17 protein-coding genes, 1 pseudogene and 1 riboswitch are annotated in these 20,204 nt (G+C 35.0%); of the genes and pseudogenes, 2 read left to right on the forward strand and 16 right to left on the reverse strand.

All coding sequences use genetic code 11. The annotated features are described in order from the left end of the window. Both QWC74_RS07325 and QWC74_RS07330 read right to left on the reverse strand, forming a co-directional pair. Window positions 1–333, reverse strand: a pseudogene (locus QWC74_RS07325) (alpha-glucosidase); the annotation flags it as partial. 66 nt (window positions 334–399) lie between these two features. Then, entirely contained in the window at window positions 400–3,513 is a 3,114-nt protein-coding gene (locus QWC74_RS07330) for an alpha-mannosidase (protein WP_006784770.1), read from the reverse strand. Window positions 3,514–3,882: 369 nt separating this feature from the next. Between QWC74_RS07330 and QWC74_RS07335 the strand changes: the two genes are divergently transcribed. Further along, window positions 3,883–4,479: a hypothetical protein gene (locus QWC74_RS07335; RefSeq protein WP_006784771.1), complete on the forward strand. Its 597-nt coding sequence runs from the start codon at window positions 3,883–3,885 to the stop codon at window positions 4,477–4,479. A 37-nt stretch (window positions 4,480–4,516) separates the two neighbouring features. On the opposite strand, the gene QWC74_RS07340 is transcribed toward QWC74_RS07335, so the two are convergent. From QWC74_RS07340 to QWC74_RS07395, 12 genes are all read right to left on the reverse strand, one after another. Then, window positions 4,517–5,947, reverse strand: coding sequence for a 6-phospho-beta-glucosidase (locus QWC74_RS07340; protein WP_006784772.1), 1,431 nt, complete (start codon window positions 5,945–5,947; stop codon window positions 4,517–4,519). A gap of 13 nt (window positions 5,948–5,960) precedes the next feature. Beyond that, complete coding sequence (locus tag QWC74_RS07345; RefSeq protein WP_006784773.1) at window positions 5,961–7,319, reverse strand: PTS transporter subunit EIIC; 1,359 nt, start codon at window positions 7,317–7,319, stop codon at window positions 5,961–5,963. Between the two features lie 172 nt (window positions 7,320–7,491). After that, window positions 7,492–8,217, reverse strand: coding sequence for a MurR/RpiR family transcriptional regulator (locus QWC74_RS07350; RefSeq protein WP_006784774.1), 726 nt, complete (start codon window positions 8,215–8,217; stop codon window positions 7,492–7,494). 291 nt (window positions 8,218–8,508) lie between these two features. Then, the gene (locus tag QWC74_RS07355; protein ID WP_006784775.1) at window positions 8,509–9,354 is read right to left on the reverse strand and encodes an aldo/keto reductase; all 846 of its coding nucleotides are present in this window, start codon (window positions 9,352–9,354) and stop codon (window positions 8,509–8,511) included. Window positions 9,355–9,370: 16 nt separating this feature from the next. Further along, window positions 9,371–9,760 (reverse strand): MerR family transcriptional regulator, encoded by a 390-nt coding sequence (locus tag QWC74_RS07360; protein ID WP_006784776.1) that lies wholly within the window; start codon window positions 9,758–9,760, stop codon window positions 9,371–9,373. A 183-nt stretch (window positions 9,761–9,943) separates the two neighbouring features. After that, the gene (gene dapD, locus QWC74_RS07365; protein ID WP_040763978.1) at window positions 9,944–10,657 is read right to left on the reverse strand and encodes a 2,3,4,5-tetrahydropyridine-2,6-dicarboxylate N-acetyltransferase; all 714 of its coding nucleotides are present in this window, start codon (window positions 10,655–10,657) and stop codon (window positions 9,944–9,946) included. 16 nt (window positions 10,658–10,673) lie between these two features. Next, window positions 10,674–11,435 (reverse strand): 4-hydroxy-tetrahydrodipicolinate reductase, encoded by a 762-nt coding sequence (dapB, locus tag QWC74_RS07370; RefSeq protein ID WP_006784778.1) that lies wholly within the window; start codon window positions 11,433–11,435, stop codon window positions 10,674–10,676. Between the two features lies 1 nt (window position 11,436). After that, window positions 11,437–12,327: a 4-hydroxy-tetrahydrodipicolinate synthase gene (gene dapA, locus QWC74_RS07375; protein WP_006784779.1), complete on the reverse strand. Its 891-nt coding sequence runs from the start codon at window positions 12,325–12,327 to the stop codon at window positions 11,437–11,439. 34 nt (window positions 12,328–12,361) lie between these two features. After that, a complete protein-coding gene (locus tag QWC74_RS07380; RefSeq protein ID WP_006784780.1) occupies window positions 12,362–13,354 on the reverse strand; it encodes an aspartate-semialdehyde dehydrogenase in 993 nt (330 codons plus the stop codon). An 18-nt stretch (window positions 13,355–13,372) separates the two neighbouring features. After that, the gene (locus tag QWC74_RS07385; RefSeq protein ID WP_006784781.1) at window positions 13,373–14,578 is read right to left on the reverse strand and encodes an aspartate kinase; all 1,206 of its coding nucleotides are present in this window, start codon (window positions 14,576–14,578) and stop codon (window positions 13,373–13,375) included. Window positions 14,579–14,602: 24 nt separating this feature from the next. Next, entirely contained in the window at window positions 14,603–15,895 is a 1,293-nt protein-coding gene (lysA, locus tag QWC74_RS07390) for a diaminopimelate decarboxylase (RefSeq protein ID WP_006784782.1), read from the reverse strand. A gap of 95 nt (window positions 15,896–15,990) precedes the next feature. Next, window positions 15,991–16,169, reverse strand: a riboswitch (Lysine riboswitch). A 156-nt stretch (window positions 16,170–16,325) separates the two neighbouring features. Then, window positions 16,326–16,832, reverse strand: coding sequence for a DUF2798 domain-containing protein (locus QWC74_RS07395; protein WP_006784783.1), 507 nt, complete (start codon window positions 16,830–16,832; stop codon window positions 16,326–16,328). Between the two features lie 266 nt (window positions 16,833–17,098). Between QWC74_RS07395 and QWC74_RS07400 the strand changes: the two genes are divergently transcribed. Then, entirely contained in the window at window positions 17,099–18,109 is a 1,011-nt protein-coding gene (locus QWC74_RS07400; RefSeq protein WP_006784784.1) for a helix-turn-helix transcriptional regulator, read from the forward strand. An 18-nt stretch (window positions 18,110–18,127) separates the two neighbouring features. Here the strand turns inward: QWC74_RS07400 and QWC74_RS07405 are convergent, their stop codons facing one another. Continuing rightward, window positions 18,128–19,390 (reverse strand): MFS transporter, encoded by a 1,263-nt coding sequence (locus QWC74_RS07405; protein WP_006784785.1) that lies wholly within the window; start codon window positions 19,388–19,390, stop codon window positions 18,128–18,130. A gap of 15 nt (window positions 19,391–19,405) precedes the next feature. Continuing rightward, complete coding sequence (locus QWC74_RS07410) at window positions 19,406–20,188, reverse strand: ABC transporter ATP-binding protein (RefSeq protein ID WP_006784786.1); 783 nt, start codon at window positions 20,186–20,188, stop codon at window positions 19,406–19,408. Window positions 20,189–20,204: the final 16 nt, after the last annotated feature.

A 20,204-nucleotide genomic window follows, 5' to 3' on the forward strand; every position in this document is an offset into this window, starting at 1 on the left:
ATGAACTTTTCCAGGATAATCGATAAAAATTCCGAATGGTTGTGATTCATTGCAAATTAAAAAGTTATGTGATCCGTAAAGGGCGTGTTTATTTTCAGTATGCATATCATCATCCGTACAAAAACTTGTGTAAAACCAACCGCGTTTATTAATTCCGCGCACACTTTCCCCAAGCCCATAAACGGCAGCCCCTTTTTCTAATTTGTAGATAAAATTCCCATTTTCATGCGATAGTTTTTGTAAGGGTTCGTGATAGATTGGCAGTTTGATGACGACGGCATCAGTTTGAAATGGGTTACCGTATTGATACCTTTTCACTTTAGTTTCTAACATCTCATCATTCTCCTCATAAAAATTGTCCTTAACGACTAGACTGTCTAGCGGTTAAGGACTTTTTTGTTATGCTTTAATTAAAATTGTTTTGATTTCATATGGTTTTACTTTTAATTCAATTGGTGTTGATTTAAATTCTTCAATTGAACGTTCGCGTAAATCCGCTTCTGCCCATGCTTTAACATCAAAGTTAAGTGATACAGTGACGTTATCTTTTCCACCTGTGTATTCATGTATTCGAACCACTAAGTATTCTCCATCTTCACTACGTTTGATGGCATCTACAATAACTTGGTCACTATCTACGGTCATGAATTGACGTGTTCCTAAATCTTTTTCAATGGCTTGTAAGGGTTGATTAATCGCCCATGATGCCTTTTCTGTATCAACGTCTACCCAATCCCCGATATGTGGTAATAATGAGTATGTGAATTCATGTTCACCTTGATCTTGTTCTACGTCTGGATGAGTAGCTGCTTTTAATAAGGTTAAACGCATCACATTATCTTTAATGTCATGACCGTATTTACAATCATTCATTAAGCTAACTCCATATCCACGTTCTGATAAGTCTACCCATTTATGAGCGACTGTTTCAAAACGCGCTTGTTCCCAACTTGTATTCCAGTTCGTTGCACGACGCACGTTTCCGTATTGAATATCATACGTTGCATAAGTCGCACGAACATTGACCGGGAAGGCAACTTTTAATAATTGTTTACGTTCACGCCAATCTACCCATGTTTTAAAATCAATACGCTTGTTATTAGCATAAAGAATTAAATCTTGTACAATTGTTGTGCTCATGTATTTCCATGTTAATTTTAGATCGATTTGAAGTGCTCCTTGATTAATGACTTCAATCGATTGAAGATTTGTTACTTCGCGCATTTTTTCTTGGTAGAATAAATCGATGTCCCATGCTTCATGTGCTAATGGTTTATCTTCAAACATTTGTAAGACATTTCCACGTTCTCCCTGTGCTAACACTTCAACATCTGCTTCTTTATCGTAAATAGATGTCATTTGTCCCGCTTCATTTAATGTGATGATATAGAATGGTGTTTCAACTTTATTTTCCGTTACATTGAAAACAGATGCTTCTTCTTTACTTGTTCCTTCTTCAAAACGGATAGTTGTCCATCCCATCGCTGGTACATCTTTTACTTCTACCACCCAGCTTGATTCTTGTTTTTGTGCCTTTAACAGATTACCATCAATATCGTACCAAGTACCGTCCGCTTTGATATCGATTGTCACTAATTCTGTACGATTCCAGTTCATGTTATTCATAATCGTCCAAGTATGAGCTGATGTTTTTGAGAATGTTGTTAAAGCTTCAGCTTGTAAATCAGTCGCTAAACATTCTGCACGTTCATAATCATCATGACAATCTTCATATACTTCACGAATTGAAGATCCTGGAATGATGTCATGGAATTGATTACATAAGATGATTTTCCATCCTTCTGTTAATTGATCTTGTTTAACAGCAGCTAATTCATCTTTTTCAATACCTGCCATTGCCATTAACCATTCAGCCTGACGATATAATAATTCTAATTGACGATTTGTTTTCTTATTATAAGCTTGAGATGTATAGGTTCCACGGTGATATTCTAAATAAAGTTCTCCGTCCCATGTATGAACATATGAATCTGTATTTTTAACTTTTTCATGTAAGTTTTTAAAGTAATCTGATGCTGTTCCTGTTTTAATATTTGGAAGTCCTGGCATCTTGTCAATACGGCGACGATATTCTAACATATCACGGTTAACACCACCTCCACCATCTCCAAATCCGTAAGAAATTAACAATTCATTCGTTAACTCTTTTTCACTGTAAGCATCAAATACTCCCTTAACGATTTTTGGACTAATACGACCATTGTACGTATAGAACCAAGATCCTGGTTCACTCCATGGTTCAGGTGTTGTAATAAAGTGAGTTAGGACTTCACTTCCATCAATTCCTCTCCAATGGAACGTATCATGCGGCATACGATTATATTGATTCCAACTAATTTTAGTTGTCATAAATGTATCAATTCCTGATTTCTTTAAAATCTGAGGTAACGCCCATGAATAACCAAAGACATCTGGTAACCATAAATATTCAACATCTTTTCCAAACTCATCTTTAATGAACTTGCTTCCGACTAAGATTTGACGCGTTAATGACTCACCTGATGTTAAGTTACAGTCTGCTTCAACCCACATTCCCCCATCAACTTCCCATTGTCCATCCGCTACTTTAGCTTTGATTTTTTCATATAAATCAGGATAGTTATGTTTTACATATTCATAAAGTTGTGGTTGAGTTTGTAAGAAAATATATTCTGGATATTGTTCCATTAAACGCATTACTGTTGAGAATGAACGCGCACATTTTTCTTTCGTATGTTTTAAACGCCATAACCATGCCACGTCAATATGAGTATGACCAATACAAGTGACATGAATATCTGAATGCTTTCCAATGCGATCAATTAACTCATTTAATAAATCGCTTGCTTCGTGTAACGATTCATAGAATGATTCTGATCCTGGGTATGACCAATCAATTAATTTATAACTATCATTTAATGCCTTTTGTAATTTAGCACGGACAGGATTAAATTCATCTAAAATGTCTAACGTTTCTAAAATAACGTGCGCATTATAGTATAAATCGTCAATTTTTTCATCTAACCAGGCGATCATTGCACAATTAATACGGTGTTCTTGTGATGTTGGCACTCCTCCACCTTCAAGACCTGACCATAAACGGAATTGTAATGAAATTTCTTGTCCAATGTGTTCTTCTTTGAAGAAGACTTCTTTATGATTACTATCAACCCCTTGGAAAGGTTCCCCATTCACATAAAGTAACGATTCAAATCCGGAATTATTTCCGGCTCCTGTATTTCCATAATCAAAAATTCCTAAAACTTTTTTTCCGCTCCAGTTTGCTGGGATTGTTACGTTTTTATGTAACCATAAGTATTTATCGCGACCTGACCAACGATCTCCAATGGCAATTTCACCATCAAATTCATGAACTAAAGCTGGATTAACTTCACCTGATACATCTTCTTTTATTTCTAAAGTCCCTAAGCTGAATCCTTCTCGATAACGATAAGATGCGATTTCATCGGTACGAGCTTGTAATTTATTTTTCGTTAAAAACATATCCTTCATTATTTTTCCCCCACGGACTATTATTTTTGAATTAAGTTTTATCAACTATAGCTCTATTTTAATTCACCCTGTTAGCGCATTCAATTTTCAATATTATATATTAAGTGGACTTTTTCTATATATCTATATATTTTTTTTACTTTTTATCTTTACCCTCACGACTTAAGCTTTTTAATGGACAGTATGAGACATAATCTTTCATTAATTAGGAGATTTTTCATTGTTAAAAAAAATCTCTTTAATTATATCTATCTGGTGGCAGAATCTATCCCTGTGTCTTAATTTTACTTCAAAAGTAGGCCTGTACACGCTCTAAATCATTAAAGCGACTTAGAATAATAATAAGTGAGTTCAAGGGAGGAGATTAGCATGAAACAGACCACAATGGATGAAATCGTTGGAGCCTGGATTGATGCAACTGGAACAGTTGTTGCATCCCTCGGGATTTCCCCCTTTTTTACCGGCATTGATTTTGATGGCACCTTTTTAGGATCAAATTTTCTAACTGAGGAAGAGGCTCAAAATTTAGTGACCGACTTAGGTCAGTGGGGAAACATTCTACAAGCTTCTGGTAATGGAATTGAAGCATTAGGAAATGATTCTTTACTTGGAACAATCGGAAACGAAATTGGAGCCAGTGGAAATCTTGCAGTCCTTTATAGCCTTCAATCAGAACTTGAAAAAGATGAGGTTTATCAACTCATTATCGTCGGAAATCTCTTACAAGGCTATGGCGCATACTTAGCTGGTATTAGCGAACTCAAAGAATCTAACAATCCTGCAGAATTACTGAGTGCTTACGGCAACTTTACACAAACTTTTGGGAATAGCTTACAGGCATATGGTGGATACGAACTGTTACAAGGATTTAAAATCAGAGGAAATATCTATATTTTTATCGGTAGTTGGATTCAAACATTTGGTGCTATTGTAGCTGCCATTGGAACTACTTTAGAATCAGAGTAACAAAAAAGGTGCACCTACACGGTAGCACCTTTTTTTATTATAATTCTTCTCCATTTGTCTGAATGACGTTTTTATACCAGTTAAAGCTTTTCTTTTTCATACGTTTCATTGTTCCTGATCCATCATCATGTTTATCAACATAAATGAATCCGTAACGTTTTTTATATTCACCCGTAGTGAATGATACACAGTCAATACATCCCCAAGGTGTATACCCCATTAAATCAACACCATCTAAAGTGACAGCTTTTTTCATTTCTTCAATGTGTGCTTTTAAGTAATCAATGCGGTAATCATCGTTAATTGATCCATCTTCCTCGACTTTATCGATTGCTCCAAATCCATTTTCAACGATGAATAATGGTTTTTGATAACGTTCGTATAATAAGTTTAAGGCATAACGTAATCCAATCGGGTCAATTTGCCATCCCCAATCTGATGATTTAACGTGTGGATTTGGCACACTTCCAGGGAATCCATCTAATCCATTCCCTTCTACAACCGCACCTGCTTTGACCGCATTTGTCATGTAGTAACTTAATCCAATGTAATCGACGATTCCAGCTTTTAAGATATCTTTATCCTCTGGTTCCATGTGGATATTGAATCCTTTACGTTCCCATTCCTTAATGGCATAAGATGGGTATTCTCCTCGTACATGAACATCAGAGAATAGGTAACGATCATGCATCGATTCTACTGAATACATCATGTCTTCTGGTTTACAAGAGTATGGATATAATGGAACGCAAGCCATCATACATCCAATTTGGAAATCTGGATTAATTTCATGTCCCAATTTTACAACTTTAGCACTTGCGACTAATTGATGATGCACGACTTGGTACATGCATTGTTCTGGATTTTCATCTTCATTGAAGATAACGCCTGAACAAGTATATCCAAACAGTGGATATTTATAATTTTTTTGATTATTGATTTCATTGAAGGTCATCCAGTATTTCACTTTATCTTTGTAACGTTTCATGACCACTTCACTATATCTAACAAAGAAGTCAATCACTTTACGATTTTTCCATCCACCATATTCTTTAACTAAATGATGTGGCATTTCAAAGTGAGATAAGGTGATAACTGGTTCAATATTATATTTTAATAACTCATCAAATAAATCGTCATAGAATTTTAACCCTTCTTCATTTGGTTCTAATTCATCACCTTTTGGAAAGATTCGTGTCCAAGCGATTGATGTTCTAAAACATTTGAATCCAAGTTCTGCAAATAATGCAATATCTTCTTTATAATGACCATAAAAATCAACGGCTTCATGATTTGGATAATATTTTCCCTCTTCAATCGTTTCAGTAATAATTCGGTCTACACCATGTGCTCCCCCCGTTAGAACATCAACGATGCTGATTCCTTTACCACCTTTGTTGTAACCACCTTCTACTTGGTGGGCTGCAACAGCTCCACCCCATAGAAAGTTTTTAGGTAATTGACTCATGTTTGTTACCTCCTTATTTGTTATCCTCTTTAAATCCAACGATCATTGTTAAGACCATACCAAGTACGAATGAAACAACGATTGAAATTAAGAAACCAATGAATGGTGTCATGTGTCCTGCCTTGAAGAAAGCAGGGATTGTTGCAATACCAGGCATGTTATAGCTCCAAGATACAGCATTGAATGCTCCTGCAATAGCTCCACCAATTGCTCCCGCAATACATCCACAGATCATTGGTTTTTTCAGACGTAAGTTAACTCCATAAACAACAGGTTCTGTAATTCCGAATACGGCTGTAATAGCGGCTGGTAATGAAACGTCTTTTAATTCTTTATCTTTTGTTTTTAAGAAGACTCCAAATGCTGCTCCGGCTTGTGAGAAGACTGCAGATGCTTGAAGTGCCGTAAATGTATCATATCCAAGTGATGCATAGTTTCCAACTGTAACAGGTGTGATTCCCCAATGTACCCCGAAGATAACTAATACTTGCCAAAGTCCACCCACAATAATACCTGCCACGATTGGGCTTAAGTTATATAAGTAATTGTATGTATCTCCAATTGCTCCACCAATTGTTGCTCCGAATGGCCCGAATACTAATAACGTAAATGGAACCATGATAGCAATTGTAAACATTGGTGTAAATAAGTTACGAATAACAGTTGGTAAGATTTTTTCAAAGAATCTTGCTACATAAGAGGCTACCCATACTGCTAAAATAACTGGGATAACTGATGATGTATAACTTAACATCTGAATTTGAATTCCTAAGAAGCTTAACTGTGTTCCGTCATTTACCATTGCATTATAATCTGGTGAAATTAACGCACAGGCAATAACAACAGCAATAAACTCATTAATTTTAAATTTTTTCGCTGCTGTAATCGAAATTAAAACTGGCAAGAATGTGAACGCTGTCCAAGAAATAAAGTTTAGGACTTGGTATGTTCCACCTGCTGTATCAATCCACTCTAACGCAACTAGTACCCCTAAGATTCCTTGTAAAATCCCACAAGCAGCTAATGTGTATAAGAATGGTGCGAAGATACTTGAAATAATATCAATAATTTTACTAAATACTCCTACTTTTTCAGTTGAAGTTGATCCTTTTTCTTCACTTACATCAACTAATTTTAAAACTTGCTCATACGCATCCTTAACGTGGTTTCCGATAACAACTTGGAACTGTCCTCCAGCTTCTACTGTTGTAATAACTCCTTTAATTTTACTTGCTGTTTCTTTATCAACAACTGAATGATCTTTTAAAATAAAACGTAAACGTGTTGCACAATGTGTTACATTGTTAATATTTTCATTGCCACCTAAGGCAGCAACTAATTCTTTTGCCGTTTGGCTATAATCGATTGCCATTTGTAATACCTCCATCTAATTCTCTAACTGTGTTGCATACCTATTGTATTTAATAAAGCCCTTTCTGTCATTATTTTTGTAAGCGATAAGCATTTGTAACATCGCTTTGATATTTGTTCCCAAAACGAAACAACTTGTGACAATAAAAAATGCGTAACACAATAGCCTGTGTTTACGCATTTAACGTCAGTCTTCTTCCAATGGATTCTAAAATAAAAACGACTGGAACCTGAGTTGTAATATCATATTCTTTTTGATTTTTTTGGTTGGTCATATAATACGATAGATTATATTGGGACATTTTAGCTAACGTTGAGTTTGTACTATTGGTAATACTAACTAACGTACAACGTTGTTGTAAAAAGAATCTGGCCAAGTTTAATGTCTGTTCAGTTTCTCCTGATACCGATAGCATGATGACAACAGCATCATCGCTAATTCCTCCGATGTTTGGGTAAAATGGATCGTCGATAAAGTAACTAAATTTTCCAATGTTTGAAAAATAGCGTGCTCCGTACTTTCCAAGAATTCCTGATGTTCCAATCCCTACAAAGATAATTTGTTTGGCTTGACTCACTAATTGCGCAACTTGACTAATATTTTGCTCAAATTCCTCATTATTAACACTTTGAAAATAATGTATGATTTCTGAAATATCGTTTAATGGTTGTTTTTCTTTTATTTCTTCTAAATGCATTTTAAATTGCACTTTAAATTCAGCATATCCTTCGCAATCAAGTTTTTTGCAAAAGCGCATAATCGCAGAAGTCGAAACATGAACCGCATCTGCTAGTTCTCTAATCGTCATATAACGAATATTTTGAGAATTTTGCATGATATAGTTATAGATTAAAATCTCTACGTCAGTAAATTTTTTGATTTGTTCGTAATTAAACATCTGTCAACCTCTTCACTCAATTTACTACATTTTTCGATAAGTTCTACTATGATAGTATCATATTATATTTTATTCTTCTATAGAAAGCGATTAAAAATTAAAAACGTTTCCGCCAATAGTGTAACGTAAGTCGATTTCATCATCTCGATATTTTTATTAAAAATCAAAAAAAAACCTCAATTATTTAGTATTAAATAATTGAGGTTTGCCATTTTAAATTATCAGAAATTTTACGATTTAGGGGTCTTACCTGTCTTATTACACCATCAAACTTAAATTTAATCTGACTCTTTATCTACTTAGATTAGCTAAAAATTCAATAATATTTGGATCATAGTGTGAGAAGAATGAACTTTCACCCTTATCTAATTCACTAATCCTGTTCATCTCATCGTGACTTAATTCAAAATCAAAAATATTTATATTTTCTTCCATTCTTTCTTTACGGACTGATTTAGCTAATACAACAATATTACGTTGAACTAACCATCTTAAGATAACTTGTGCAACCGACTTCCCATATTTCGTTCCAATCTCTTTTAAAAGAGGTTGATTAAACATATCGTTTTTACCTTCAGCAAAGGGTGCCCATGCCTCCATTTGAACATTATATTTTTTCATATACTCCTGAGCATCTGTTTGCTGATGAAAGACATTAACTTCTACCTGATTAACGGCTGGAATAATTTCATTGCATAAACAAATATCTACTAAACGATCCGGATAAAAATTACTTACTCCAATCGCCTTAATTTTCCCTTCCTTATACATTTCCTCCATTGCGCGATACGTTCCATAATAATCATTAACAGGTTGATGTATGAGAACTAAATCGATGTAATCAAGTTGCATTTTTTTTAATGATTCTTCTAGTGATTGCCTTGCTTTTTCATATCCTGCATTTGAAATCCATACTTTTGTGGTAATAAACAATTCCTCTCTTGGAACCGATGATTTTTTGATAGCTCTTCCGACTGCCTCCTCATTACCATACGCTTGTGCGGTATCAATTAATCGATACCCTACTTCAATCGCATCTAATACCGCACGTTCACACTCTTTTAAATCTGTAATTTGGTAAACACCGAACCCTAAAATAGGCATTTTCAATCCATTATTTAATGTCACCTGTTTCATTTTTATTCCTTCTTTCTTAATTTTCTAATCCTCTTAACTTTTCATCTTCGAACTTTAATAGCAGTTCCTCATAAATATCAATTTTATGAGTTAACATGGCTAATGTGTCTTGCATCTCCTGAACCTTTTTAGCTAGTTGATCGCGTTGTTCTAAAAGAATTGTTTTTCTTTTGTTAATCGTGGATTCCCCTTTTTGAAATAAATCGAAATATTCGATTAAGGCTTCAATCGAAACCCCTGCATTTCGCATCACCTTAATATAATAAATCCAATTACAATCTTGTTCTGTATAAACACGATAACCTTTAGAATCACGCTTTATAGGTGGGAGAAGGCCAATCTTCTCATAATACCGTAATGTATCAATAGAAATATTATATTTTTTACTAACTTCAGCACTTGTCATATTTTAATCCCCTTTTCAAAAATTCCTATAAAGTGCTCTCTTTTCTCACCTACTATAACTATTAGAAATTTCATTACAAAGTTATTATAGGGTATGGAGTTAACTCCATAGCAAGAAAATAAAATAAAAAGATTAATCTAAGAAATAATACCTAAGATTAATCTTTTTATATTCGACTAAAAATTATCTTAAATCTTCTAGTATTTTCACCTTGTCTTTTGTTTGTTCATCTTTTTGTTTGATGACTTTGGCAGGCATTCCCGCTACTACGGTATTTGGCAAGACATCTTCCGTTACAACAGCTCCTGCCGCTACAACTGCTCCCTTTCCAACTCGAACCCCTTCTAAAATAACCACATTGGCTCCAATCATCACATCATCCTCAATGATCACAGGTGTTTTACTAGGTGGTTCAAGAACACCTGCAATGACTGATCCCGCTCCGATATGAACATTTTTTCCAATTGTTCCTCGAGCTCCCACGACAGCATTCATATCAATCATTGTATTTTCACCGATTTCGGCTCCAATATTAATGACAGCCCCCATCATAATAACGGCATTTTCACCAATCGTCACATGATCTCGAATAATAGCACCTGGTTCAATTCGTGCTTTAATCTGTTTCAAATCTAATATTGGAATGGCTGAATTACGACGGTCATTTTCCATTTCATAGTACTCAATCTTAGCTTGATGTTTTTCTAAAATAGATTCAATCTCGCTATATTCACCAAATACGATTTTAAAATGACCTTCGCCAAATACTTTACAGTTCGGAAACTCCACACCTTCTAAGTCACCCTTGATATAAAGTTTAACCGGTGTACTTTTTTTTGCTTCTTTAATAAAGTGTGCAATTTCATATGGATCAGTTAATAACTGTTTTTCCTTCATCACTAAAAAATCCCCCCTAGTATTGATTCATTAAATCTCCCATGTTATATAACTGTGGTTTATTATGGGCAATAAACTCAGCTGCTTTAATAGCTTGCTTTGCAAATATTTTTTTTGATAATGCAGTATGTTTGATTTCAATAACTTCATCTAAGCCAGCAAAAATAACGATATGTTCCCCGGGAATGGTTCCACCACGAACTGAATGAATTCCAATTTCATTTTCTAAACGCTTTGAGTCATTTCCTTGACGGCCATAATTATATTTCATCGAATGATGGAGCTCCTCATTAATCGTACTCGCAATCATATATGCTGTTCCACTCGGTGCATCAACTTTTTTATTATGATGTTTTTCAATGATCTCAATATCAAAATTATCACTTAAAATACTTGTTGCCTTCTTCACTAAATCAAGTAACACATTGATTCCAAGCGATGTATTGGCCGATCTAAAAATCGGAATGATGCGTGCTGCCTCTTTAATCTTTTCTTCTTGCTTCTCACTTAACCCTGTTGTAGCAATAACAGCCGCCACCTGATTCGAGATACAATAATCAATTAAATCATCGACATTGCCCGCATTTGAAAAATCAATGATGACATCACATGAGAGGTTAACTTCCTTTGGTAAAGAGAAAACTGGATACAAAACGTCAATCTCTCCCGCTCGCTTATCAATTCCAAACACTAGCTCTACCCCATCTTGTTGTTCAATCAACTCACTGATAATTTGTCCCATCGTCCCTAAACATCCACTAAGTCCAATTCTAATCATGTTACTTCACCTCGTGCCACTTTCCATAAGCTGTAAGTTCTTCTTTAAGTATTTTTGCATGTTCTTCTGTCATCTCACATAAAGGTAATCTCAAAGTTCCGGCCTTCATTCCCAGCAAATTCATAGCTGTTTTGATCGGGATTGGATTTACTTCGATAAATAAAGCATCAATCAATGACTTCATCGCAAGTTGTAACCTTAAAGCTTTATTCGTATCACCTTGTAAATAACTCATGACTAGTTCATGCGTTTCTTTAGGTAAAATATTACTCACGACGGAAATTACACCGACTCCGCCAAGCGATAAAATGGGAACAATCATATCATCATTTCCACTGTACATCGCAAAATCAGAACCACATAATCTCATGATTTCAGCAACTTGTGAAAAATCACCGCTCGCTTCCTTAATTCCAATAATATTTTTAATCCCGCTCAGTTGTTTCACTACATGTGGTTTCAAATTAACTCCTGTTCTTGAGGGAACATTATATAAAATAATTGGAATCTTAACCGATGACGCGATAGCTTCATAATGTTTGATCAGTCCTAAATCTGTTGCCTTATTATAATAAGGTGTCACGACAAGCAAACCATCTACGCCAACTGATTCACAATACCGACTCAATTCAATCGCGTAGGGCGTATTATTGCTCCCACTTCCAGCAATGACCGGAATACGAGATTTTACAACTTCTACCGTAAACTTAATCACCGTTTTTCGCTCTGTATCACTCATCGTGGCAGATTCACCAGTTGTTCCGCAAACAATAATGGCATCTGTGGAATTTTGAATATGCCATTCAATCAAAGCGCGAAGAGCTTCGTAATCTACTTCCTCATTTTTAAACGGCGTAATTAATGCGACTCCTGCTCCAATAAATTTAGTCATCCTAGTTCAACTCTTTCTGCGTAAAAAGCTACATTTATAAGTATTTTAATAATTGCTGTGCAATTTGAACGGTATTTGTCGCCGCTCCTTTTCTTATGTTATCGGCAACTACCCATAAATTTAATCCATTTTCAACACTAAAATCACGACGAATTCGTCCGACAAACACTTCATCTTTTCCCTCAGCACAAAGAGCAAGTGGATATTCATTGTTTGCAACATCATCTACTACTACAATTCCCTCAGCCGCTCTTAATTTTTCAACTACCTCTTCTAATTCAAAAGGGTGTTCAAGCTCGACATTAATGGCAATACTATGTCCAAATCTAACAGGTACTCGAACTGTGGTGGCTGTAATTTTTAGGTTATTATCTCCAAGAATTTTTCTCGTTTCATTAACCATTTTCATTTCTTCTTTTGTATATCCGTTATCTAAAAAATCATCGATATGAGGTAGACAATTATAGGCAATCGGATGCGGATAAAATGACACTCTTTCTCCTTGAATATCACTTTCTAAATCCCTTAATCCTTTCACACCTGAACCTGATACAGCCTGATACGTTGAATAGACAATTCGTTTAATTTGATAAGCTTTATGCAATACTTGTAACGGCACGACGCATTGAATGGTTGAGCAGTTTGGATTTGCAATAATATAATCATCCTCCGTTAATACATTCGCATTAACCTCTGGCACGACTAAAGGAATCTTGTCATTCATTCGCCAAGCACTCGAGTTATCAACAACACGTATACCATGAGCCGCAGCAATCGGTGCATACTTTTTGCTGACGCTTCCACCTGCTGAAAATAACGCGATATCAATGTCTTTATTAAAGGAATCTGGTGTTAACTCTTCTACCGTGTAAACTTTTCCAGCAAACTCGATTTTTTTTCCAACCGAGCGACTTGATGCTAGTAGAAATAAATGATTAATCGGAAACTGACGCTCCTCGAGTACCTTTAAAAAAGTTTGCCCAACTAATCCAGTCGCCCCTACAATTGCAACATTTACTTTTTTCAAATTAATCACTCCCCTAAGTTATAAGCCTAATTCTCCGGCTAAAACAGCAACTGTTGTTGCCTTATCCTTTTTATTGATGGTATAGGAAATGCTGATTTCAGATGTCGTTACCTGTCTAAATGAGATATGATGATTAGCTAGAATTCTAAATATTTTTTCCGTTACTCCACTTTGATTCAACATTCCAACCCCAATCACTGAGACTTTTGTAATATCATCTTCAAGTTCAATGTCAATTTCTTGATACTGTTTTTTTAGTTGTTGCATGACTTCCTTGATGACATCATAATCGTCTGTTGATGCAGTAAAAGAAAGATTAACGATCCCATTAATCGGTCCCGTTTGACTAATCATATCCACATTAATATTCGCTTCTGCTAATTTTTCAAAAACTATTGCAATATTTTCAACCTTAAATTCAAGATTGCTGATAGTCACCATTAACACATCGTCACTGATACTTAATCCTGTAATGACGTTCTCCTCCATATTATGATCAACTCCCCTAATTGTTGTCCCCGTGATATCATGCTGACTAGATGCTACATAAATTGGAATTTGATATTTACAACCAATTTCAACAGCTCTTGGTTCCATGATTCCAGCTCCAAGACTCGCCATTTCCATCATTTCTTCATAGCTAATATCATCTAATTTCTTTGCCTCTTTATATAGACGCGGATCAACAGAGTAGATTCCATCGACATCCGTATAAATATGACATCCTCCTCGTAGTTTGGCTGCTAAAGCGACAGCTGTTGTATCGGAACCCCCACGACCAAGTGTTGTAATGTCACCTTTTTCATTCATACCTTGAAATCCTGCGACGACGACAACTTTTCCTTCTTTTAAATACGATTTTACTTTTTCAATGTCGATATCAATGATTTTATTTTTTGTATGAGGACCTTGGGTTTTGATACCAGCCTGAAATCCGGTTAAACAAATTGCATCCACACCGTATTCTTTAAGCGCCATCGATAATAAGGAAATGGATACTTGTTCCCCCGTTGATAAGAGCATATCAAGATCTCGTTTATCAGGATTAGTTGATATTTTTTTTGATAATTCAATCAAATCATCTGTGGTTTTTCCCATGGCTGAAACAACAACGACCAGATCATGTCCCTTTTCTTTTTCAGCGACTATTTTTTTAGCAATATTTTTGATTTTATCCGTACTTGCAACTGATGTGCCGCCATATTTATGCACTAAAATCCCCATTTAATTCCCCTCCTGTTTACCTCTTTAAACTTCTAGTGATAGAAGTTCTTCATATGTTTGACGACGACAAATTAATTGAGCCTCACCATCTTTCACAGCAACAACTGCTGCTTTTGGAATTTTATTATAATTTGAGGACATGGAATAACCATAAGCACCTGTTGAGGTGATAATCAAAATGTCCCCACTTTCAATCTTATTTACGTCAACGTCAGTTATTAAGATATCCCCACTTTCGCAACATTTTCCGGCAATCGTAACATGACGCTCGTTTCCTGATTCCATCCAATTTGCAATGGCACATTCATAAACCGCTTGATATAAAGAAGGCCTAATATTATCTGTCATTCCTCCATCGACACTAACATAAGTTCTAACATCTTTAATATCTTTCATTGACCCAACCGTATATAAAGTACTTCCTGCATTGGCAACAATTGAGCGCCCTGGTTCAATAATCAATCTTGGAATATCTATTTGTAAAGTTTCGCAAACCGTCTGGGCTTTTGTTAAAATTGCCTCACAAAACTGTGCAATCGATTTAGGTGCATCCTTCTCTGTGTAATAAACGCCGACTCCTCCACCTAAATCAACATCAGTAATCTCAAATCCAAATTGCTCTTTAATATCTTTTACGAGTGTCATCATAATCTCAACTTCATCTAAAAAGGGATTCACATCAAAAATTTGTGATCCAATGTGCGCATGCAAACCAATTAAATTTAAATGCTCATACTTATGAAACACTTCAAGACATCTTTGTAAGTCCCCATTCGATAAGGTGAATCCAAATTTCGAATCGATTTGTCCTGTTTTAATGTAGTCGTGTGTATGTGCTTCGATACCAGGTGTAATTCTTAAATAAACATTTTGTTGTTTACCACGTTTATGACACATTGTATTTAGCGTCTCTAGTTCATAGTAATTATCAACTACAAAAACACCGACACCATACTCTAAGCCCATGTTGATTTCATCAAATGTCTTATTATTACCATGAAACAAAACATGATCCATTGGAAAATCAGCTTTATAAGCAGTATACAGTTCACCACCAGATACAACATCAAGATAAAGCCCCTCTTCTTTAATCAGGTGACACATGTAAAGTGGCAAGAAAGCTTTTCCGGCATAAGCCACACGATTCCCTCGCTCCTCAACTTTAAAATGCTTCCTATAATCTTTGCAATTTTGTCTAAGTAGTGCTTCGTCAAAGACATAAAGTGGTGTTTGATAAGTGTTAACCAATGTTTGACAACTTACCCCTCCAATAAATAATTGTTGATTTTCAATGTTCATTGTTCCATGTAGTTTCATCCTAGACTCCTTTTTTCATTTTGATAAGGCACTAAAAAAGCCCCTCGAATACATTCAAGGGGCCTTTAATATACCGAAAAATCGGTTGGGATATCCTCAAATGTAGCACACCACAAAGTGATTTTTGTGACAGTGATGCATATCTTTTATGCACCCCCAGAGAATTAACCTTAAAGCGTCAGTTAATCTCTTCGGCGAATCTTCCTTTCCCAATAAGTCATCGCGCTTACCTCGTTATTAGTACTCTTAAGCCTTCGCAACCTCTACGTTTTAATGATGGTTTGAATAAGCACGTTTCATCATGCTTAATACTATTTAATTGTGAATTCTCTTTATTTTATGTCAATCATCCCCCCTTTATTCCGTTTGGATGTCATATTTTAGTATTAGAAAAAAAGTTATCCTCAATTAGGAGGATAACTTTTTCATCTTAAGCGACTTCAATTTCATTTGTATCGTACTGTTTTTCATTATCTAACTGGTGTTTAAAGACAAATCGGAAAATATATCTAACAAAGGGTTGAACAAAGAAAATTTGAGTAAAGAAAGCAAAGGGTAAGTTAATCACAATATTTTGGAACCAAGTAGCAATTAGTTCGCTTGTGAAACCGTGGAATAAAATAGTTGAAACTAATGACATTAAGGGACACATGAAGACAATAGTCGAGCAAATAAATACGGTTGTAATAATCACTTGGCTATCTTTTTTGAAATCAATCATACTAAAAGCAAGTTTTTCTGAAAGAGGACCTGCAATAAATATTTCAATAAGTAAGGCGAAGATTAATTCAATCGGAACGATTTTTAAAGAAGTAACAAAGACTTGATTTGACATTCCTCCCATTTCAATGGCTACGTTATAAAAGACGAATAAATGAACTGTAATAAAAACAGTTAGTACAGCAAAGAATAATTTTTGAATTTTTGTTTTTGGCATAGTATCTTTCCTTTCTTTTCGTAAAAGAACGCAAAAAAAGACACACGAAGTCACCTTGTACCGTAATCAGATTTACGTGCAAAGCACTACATGTGTCGTTTGTTCTAGTTCATTATTTAATTTTTTATAATTAGATTTTAACTCATTTAGAGACAAAAAGTCAATTATTTTATCGAATTCAATCATTTAAAGATACATTTTGAAAACGACTTTTGTAGTATGTTATACTTAATTAAAATCAGTTTTTTTGACAGCGAGGTTTTAGCATGACAATCGTTCACTCTTCAGAGGAGTTTCGAGAAGCGGTCCTTTATGAGTTAAATTTCAAGGCATTCCAAGAGAAGTATTGTAAAATTTTCAAAGATATTGAACATCCTGAAAATGGCTATTTCTTATTATACGAACGCCCTGGTTATTATGAGTTCGGGATTGCTGATTATACGATTCCCCATCATTTTACATTAAATTTTGATAACCCACAGCGACTTGTTCGATTTGGAACGGTTCACAAAGGGACAACAGAATTTCAAATTGATAATCAACCCATTTCTTCTTTTAAACCTTCTTCTTTTTTCGTTGTAGAAAAAGATTTAAAAGGGAAGCAGAATTGGACAAAAGGACAACATTTTCATGGTGCAGAAATCACGATTTATGAAAATTATTTCAATGATGTGATTCGCCCTTTATTAAAAAATGATTTTGATTTTGAGCGATTTGCAACAAACTATACGTATAATTATCTTCCACTTGAAGTCATGTCTATTTTACAAACAATGCAAACTTTATCCAACAAAAATATGCTCGATTCCTTAATGCTTGAAAGTTGTATTTTACAATGTATTTCGTTGATTATTCAGACAGTCGAGGAATCTGATGATAATACGTTTACGAAGCAACTTCATCATGGAAAGGTTCAAATTGGGAAAGATCGTTATCTTAATTTAAGTGCTAGGGATATTAAAAGTATTCAAAAGGCTCATGATATTTTAACTCAAAATATTTCTAACCCTCCAACGATTGAAACACTGAGTGAAATAGTTTTATTAAATCCACAAAAGTTAAAAGCCGGATTTTCTCATCAATATCATATGTCGATTGGAGAATTCACAACCTCTCTACGCATGACATTAGCGGCGAATCTGTTGTGTACAACGGATAAAAGTATTGCTGATATTGCAACTGAAACAGGATATCTTTATAGTAGTAATTTTATTAAAATGTTTAAACAAACGTATGAATGCACCCCACTTCAATATCGAAATAATAGTAGAAATTAAAAAACAGTTAGATGAACTCTAACTGTTTTTTATTTCTTCTTTAATTTGTAAAACATTTGAGCGTACGAGCATTGTGACTCCAAATACAAAGATGGCTGCCACGTAAATCAACCAGTAAATGTTCTGTGTCAACATCTCAATCATGCCTCCAAATAGAATCTGTCCTAGTGGAATGCATAATATTGCAAAAGCTGATCCAAAGGCTAAAATTTTTCCAAGCATAGCCCCATCAGTTGCTTGATATAAGTATGCAGCACTTAATACATTGGCTACACCTAGAATTCCCATGATGATCATCCCAAATACGGTAAATAAGATAACACTGATAAGAGCTGTGCTTAGTCCGTTTTGAAATAAGTAAACTGAGATTCCCATCATCACCATTGATATTGAGGTAAAGTACAGTAAATGGTGTACACGTTTGATGTGGAATTTTGTTGGTTTCGCGGTAATAATCAATCCTCCAATAATCATCCCAAGAGCAATGATTCCTTCTGCAATTCCATAAACTTGTGACGATAATCCGAATGTGACTTTAATTAAGTAAGGTGCCGCAACACTAAAGACTGGTACTAAAAAGAGATTATAAAATCCCGAGAATAAAAGCATGCGAAAAACGATTGGATTTTTATATCTTAAATAACGATAGCTTTCCTTCATATCCGTCACAAACACAGTTTTAAACGATTGTTTTTCCTCAGATTTTTGATGTGGAATATCTAAAAATAACTCAAGGATAGCTGAGAATAAAAAGCTCACCATATTTAGCGTAATCACACCTGTAATTCCGAAAAATCCATATAACATTCCGGCTAAAATTGGGCCAAGGAAGTTACTTAGTGAAGAGACTTGTTGAATAATCGCATTGGCGCGAACTAATTGATCATCTTTTACAACAATTGGAATACACGTATTCACAACAGGTTGATAAATGGTTGAAATAGCTGATAATATTACCATTACCATAGCAATCATCCAAGCACTGTCTTGCCCATTTAAGACAATAACTGAATAGAAAATTAATAAAATAGCACTTAATATATCAAGGCTAACCATTAACTTTTTCTTATCTCCACGGTCGGCTAAAATTCCCGCAATTGGTGACATTAAAACGACTGGAATCATTGAAATCGCAAGAATGGTTGCAAAGATACTCGCCGATCCTGTTAAATCTAATAAATATAATGACAAAGCAAATCGTTGAATCGAACTTCCAAATAACGAAATGATTTGCCCTAAAACTAAGATGTTAAAATTCTTGTGGTATAGTTTATTTGACATATTCTCTCCTTAAGCTTATTTGATACTAAAGTCGACGCAGATTGGATACTGCCCCGTTTCATCTAATTGTAACTTTGCATCAATCCCGTATAAGGTATATAAATTCTCATTAGTAATCACGTCGAGTGGTTTCCCACGGAAAACAACCTCGCCTTCCTTCACCCCAATTAAATAATCTGCGAACTTCGTCGCATTATTTAACTCATGTAAAACCATCACAATCGTGCGATTTTCCTCTTTGTTTAGTTTTTGAAGTAGCATTAAAATTTCTAGTTGATGCGCCATATCAAGATACGTCGTTGGTTCATCTAAAACGAGAATCTCGGTTTCTTGAGCTAGAGCCATGGCAATCCATGCTCGTTGACGTTGCCCGCCTGATAAGCTATCAACTGAACGCTCTGAAAACTCAGCAATTCCTGTTACTTTCATTGCCCAGTTTACCATTTCAATATCTTTTTCTTTTAATCCCCCCATCGCACTTTGATAAGGGAAACGTCCATAAGAGACTAATTCTTTGACTAAAAGGCCTGAAGGAACAATCGGACTTTGTGGCAGGACAGCCATTTTTTTTGCGATTTCTTTTGGTGCTTGCGCCTTAAGACTCACACCATCTAATTTGATTTCTCCCTTTTTAGGTGTGATAATACGAGCAATTGTTTTTAATAATGTCGATTTTCCACATCCATTTGAGCCAATAATCATCGTAATTTTTCCCTTAGGAATTTCGAGATTCATATTTTTAATAATATATTTTTGTTCGTATGCTACATCTAAGTCTTTAACTTCAATCGCGTCCATCTTATCCCTCCGGCAC

The organism is uncultured Turicibacter sp. (assembly GCF_938044715.1).
Taxonomy (GTDB): domain Bacteria; phylum Bacillota_I; class Bacilli_A; order MOL361; family Turicibacteraceae; genus Turicibacter; species Turicibacter sanguinis.